4 protein-coding genes are annotated in these 4,949 nt (G+C 45.5%); 2 read left to right on the forward strand and 2 right to left on the reverse strand.

Going from position 1 to position 4,949, the window contains the following annotated elements; genetic code table 11:
• Positions 1-440: 440 nt before the first annotated feature.
• Together RIM23_RS00005 and RIM23_RS00010 are read right to left on the reverse strand one after the other, a co-directional pair.
• Positions 441-1,451, reverse strand: a complete 1,011-nt coding sequence (locus RIM23_RS00005) for a 3'(2'),5'-bisphosphate nucleotidase (protein ID WP_446363334.1) — start codon at positions 1,449-1,451, stop codon at positions 441-443.
• Positions 1,452-1,666: 215 nt separating this feature from the next.
• Positions 1,667-2,836, reverse strand: a complete 1,170-nt coding sequence (locus RIM23_RS00010; protein WP_446363336.1) for an AI-2E family transporter — start codon at positions 2,834-2,836, stop codon at positions 1,667-1,669.
• A 255-nt stretch (positions 2,837-3,091) separates the two neighbouring features.
• Between RIM23_RS00010 and RIM23_RS00015 the strand changes: the two genes are divergently transcribed.
• On the forward strand, positions 3,092-3,484 hold the full coding sequence (locus RIM23_RS00015; protein WP_446363338.1) for a DUF389 domain-containing protein: 393 nt from the start codon (positions 3,092-3,094) through the stop codon (positions 3,482-3,484).
• A 672-nt stretch (positions 3,485-4,156) separates the two neighbouring features.
• Positions 4,157-4,555, forward strand: coding sequence for an adenosylmethionine decarboxylase (gene speD / locus RIM23_RS00020; RefSeq protein ID WP_446363340.1), 399 nt, complete (start codon positions 4,157-4,159; stop codon positions 4,553-4,555).
• Positions 4,556-4,949: the final 394 nt, after the last annotated feature.

Below are 4,949 nucleotides of genomic sequence, written 5' to 3' on the forward strand. Positions count from 1 at the left end.
CCGTCCCCCTTATAGATCCCCCTTCCGTCCCCCTTATAGATCCCCCTTCCGTCCCCCTTAAAAAGGGGGAGACCAGGGGATGCTTCGCTTTTTTTGCACGGGGGAGACCAGGGGATGCTTCGCTTTTTTTGCACGGGGGAGACCAGAGGATGCGGGAGCTTTTTTTGCACGGGGGAAGCCAGAAGTTGCTTCGCTTTTTTTGCACGGGGGAAGCCAGAAGTTGCTTCGCTTTTTTTGCACGGGGGAAGCCAAAGGATGCTTCGCTTTTGTTCCATGGGGGATTTAGGGGGATCTAAACTGTGAAGTACTGCTAACATCCATAACGAAAGTCAATCGGGGAAAGACTTTAAGCTTAAGTTGACACGGATGAAGGTTTGCGCCCGATATCAGATTGAGCTGACTTAAGCGTTGATCCTTGGGTTGATATCTAGATTGATAGTCTAGGGTATGAATTTGGATGTCTCAGAGGCTTTAATTTGCTGGGCTACGGCGGCTAACACGGCATCATGAATCGCCCCATTACTGGCAATAATCCCCTGATTGTTGAAAAGCTTAGTTCCACAAGCAAAATCTAAGGGTTTACCATACATATCACTGACTCGTCCCCCGGCTTCCTCCAGGACAACTACACCCGCTGCATGATCCCATATATTTTGCCGTTTTGAGGACGCCAAGGGAAACGGTAAACGGATGTAAAGATCGGCTTCTCCTCTAGCAATAATGCCGTACTTTACCATGGAATCAATCTGTAGGGAAGGGTTGATAAAACCAAGGGATTGAGTGATAGCCGCTTCCAATTCGGGGTTTCCATGAGAGGATTCTACGCTTTGGACTAATCGTAGAGATTCGATGCGATCGCATTCATTAACCCGGATCGTCTGAGGTTGACCTCCGCCTAGGGGTATCAGGGTTGTCCCTTGTCCTTTTACTCCGACAAACAGAACGCCCGGATCGCTCACGGGTTGGTTGGGATGAATCGGGATAGCCGGACATCCTAACACCCCCAGTTTCACCTCACCCGCTTCAATTAACGCTAAGGCGATCGCATAATTATCACCCCGAACGTAGCCTTTTGTCCCATCAATAGGATCAAGTGTCCAATAGCGATTCGCGACTTGACCCGTACCCCGATCAATCCAGGTGATAACGGTTTCCGGTGTCGCCTCAGCAATCTGGGACTTAACATAATGGGTCACCCCTGTCAACTGTTGGGTCATCGCTGGTTGTCGCAACAAGCTAGAGTTTTCCTCTCCAACAACTGGATCACCAGGAAACGCCTCGGCTAATACCCGACATATAACCGCTTGTGTGCCAAAATCAGCCACAGTTACCGGAGAGCGATCGGGTTTGGTTAGGGTTAAGGAACCCTGTTCCCGACGAACTTGTTCACATAATTGAGCCGCAGCCGTTACAGCTTGGATGGCGATCTGTTTTTCTCGCTCGTAGGACATGGTTTAATGCTGAAATCCTATCTTGACCCCGTTAGTATAGAGGTTGTTCGCTCTAAATAGGTTAAGGTGAACGTCGCTGACCTTAAGAAGCCTGACAATAAATTTCTTATCTTGGAGCTAAAGTAAGAATCGAGCTGACTAGGTAAGCCTTTGAACCCGTTTTAACGGGTTTAAGCTTTTAGCCCCAACTTTAGTTGAGGGCTTTAGTTGAGGGCTTAAATTGTCTCTGATTGTTCCATTCCCCTAGCCTCTTGACTAGAGATATTAGAATCAGCATCGGTATCAGCAGCGACAGCCAGAGTATTTTGGGATTTCGTTTCGTTCAAAGGATTGGAGAAAAAGTCTCCCGTCTGAGGCGGTAACGTGGGATCAAGGACAATTTCCGCCAAACTTTTCACTACCCCCGTCACCGGAATCGCCAGAATGACGCCCAAGATTCCGCCAATTTTAGCCCCCAATAACAAAGACGTTAGAATAATCACAGGCGATAAACCGGTTAAGTTGCCCATAATTCGGGGTGCAATTATATTATCTTTGACCTGTTGCAAGGCGACAGATACTCCCAAGACTTCCAAGGCTAGCCACCAATCAATAAACGCGACGACAATGACTACGGTAGCAATTCCCAAAGTGGCGCCGACAAAGGGAATAATCTCCATGAAGCCGATAAAAACAGCAAACAGCAGAAAAAATGGCACTTGTAATACACGAAAGCCTAAGGTTAAAGTTGTTGCCATAAACAACCCTAGTAAGAGTTGACCGGATACAAACCGCTGAAGATTGCGTCGTAGTGCTTGAGTTAAGCCATCACGGATTTTGGCAGAAAAAATACTGGTAAGACCACGCCATAGTCGCTCACCATCAATGAGCATGTAAAATGAAAGAACTAGGACTAAAATTAAGTCGATAAACCAGTTAAACGTCCCCACAACCAAGCCCAAACCCGTTGACGCGATCGCTTCGGCTTGAGCTTGGATACGTGCCAACAGTTGAGAGCCGAAAATCCGCACGTCAAACGGCAAATTATGCTCAATACTCCAAGCTTGAAAGTCCACCAATTGCTGTTGTCCTTGCTCAAGCAATTCGGGAAACCGAGTCACTAATTGCCGTCCTTGGTTAAATACAGGTGGTGCTAGCGTTAAGGCAATGAATACAACAAAAATGGCAGCAACTAAATAAACCAAAATCGCCGCCACTGTCCGAGGTAAAAAGGGTAGCAGTCCCCCAACGGCATAGTTAAGCAAAAACGCAATCAGAGACGCCGTGAGCAAAATACTAATGATTTCCCCCACATAACTCAGCCCACTCAGCGTCAGCCAACCTGTTACTAAAAGCAGCAGCCATGTGATTAGGAGTTTTTGAATCGGTGAAAATATAGAAGTCATCGCAGTTTTCTGGTTAGCAAAACCTGGCATCCACTATTATTAGGTCGCCATTGAGTCAGATAAGACCTAAAACTGATATTAGCAGGTTATTGAGCAAGTTTCAGGTCAGATGGAGCCACCCATTTAAAATCTTGGATTGTAGCCGCTTAGCTTTAGGGTGGGTTGCATCCGTTAGCATCCATAGACCAGCAAAAGTAATGCTATAATCTGGAGATATAATTCCGTTCAAGGCTTCTGATTATCCGGGCTAAACCCATGCAAGATCCTAAGAAGGTGTCTCATACAGCGAGCCAAACCTGGCAACTATTCAAAGATGTGGGACTAAAAGCTATTCCTATTATTCAGCTCAGAGAATCCCTCTTGAAAGATTCAAAGCTAACTCAAAACTATTTAGTGCTGATTGTTAGCTCCTGTTTAATTGCTTCATTTGGGTTACTATTGAATAGTGCTGCTGTAATCATTGGTGCGATGATTATTGCCCCCTTGATGATGCCATTGCGGGGATTTTCATTTGCTACCTTAGAAGGAGACTTGAAACTGCTGTGGCGAAGTTCTATTTCTATTTTTTCCGGTACAATGCTGGGGATTGCTTGTTCATGGATAGTAATATTTTGGTGGAAAATTCCCAGTTTAGGCGTTCGGATATAGAACTAATTCGGTCAGATATTGATTGGAATTATCATCCCCCTTCTATTACAGTTGTTGTTCGCTCGGTAGAGCCAATCACACCTCAAGATGTGACACTATTGGAAGATTTAATCAAAACTAAGATTGGACGAACATTTAAAGTGGTGTTCGATGTGACAGCATCTACAAAAGTTGAATCCCAAACGGAGTCACAAAAATCAAATAATTGACTCCCGGAAAATCTAAGGCTCATTTTCTCATTTTTGAGTTTCACATTTCATTCTGAAGATGGATAATGTTACAACTAAACTGTGATATGGGCTGTTAAGGCTAAATTATTTGGCGTCATCGAATCGACTTCAAGTACCCCCAAGTTCTGAGTTATTCCCTCTAGAGGATAATTTATTTGTTAGTCTAATCAATAGATGGAGTTAGAGGGGGTAGCTTAGTTGTATTGACTAGTTACCACTACCTGAGAAGTCAAACGTCTCGTCAAAAGTCTGTGGTCATGCCTAGGTTCAACCTTTTGAGCCTGTTGGGGGGTGGTACATTCGGAGCCATCGGGGTGCCATAGAACAAGAGAGTACCTTTGACACTGAATCAGGTTAAATCTCTAATGAGTTGAGGACTGAATTAACTCTATGCTATAAATAGAGTCTTTGAAATCTTATTGGGTGGAGTAGATCGAGTAGAATGAAACAAGTGGGAACTCATCTGGTCGTTGACGCATGGGAAGCGCCTGAAGACCTTCTCAATGATCCTGAAGGAATTCGCCGCGCCTTGATTGATGCGATTTCTGTTGGAGAAGGAACTCTCATTGATTTATGTGTACACCAGTTTAGTCCCCACGGAGTAACGGCGACAGCGACATTGGCGGAGTCTCATATTGCTATCCATACCTGGCCCGAACATGGCTATTTTGCCGCTGATTTGTTTTTTTGCGGGTGTGGTAAGCCAAAAGAAGCCATGAAACTGCTACAAACAGCGCTCCAAGCCAAACAGGTGCGGATGAGGGAAATTGTACGCGGTTTTGATTTGATACCGGAAATTCAGGAGCGAATCGAAGAGTCAGTCTATCAGATGGTGAGGTAGGTGGTTTTTTAAGATCATTTCTCAGAAAGGGCAAGGCTAATTCAACCTTGCTTTTTTTTTGGGAAAGCTTATAAATTGGTGATCACGAGACAAGCTAGAGTGGTTCTATAGGGTTGGGCGATTACCTGAGAGACGAGAGTTAGGGCATAGCGGTGTCATTAGAACTCCTCCGTTGTGGGAAACCCCGTGTCCCTTCGCTTCGCTTATCGGGCAAGCTTCAGACCGGGGAGGAACGCGCGTTAGCGGTTTAAGAAGCATACCCCTTTCGGGGTGGAGGGGTATGGTTGCCCCTCCTGTGAGGTATGGTTGCCTCAATCTCCTTTCGGGTAAAGTTAGCTTCGCCAATGTTATCGGTCGGTAACTATCCAAAAAGCACTGTTTCAGTGACCTTAAA

It is taken from the genome of Coleofasciculus sp. G3-WIS-01 (assembly GCF_040223135.1).
GTDB lineage: Bacteria > Cyanobacteriota > Cyanobacteriia > Cyanobacteriales > Coleofasciculaceae > Coleofasciculus.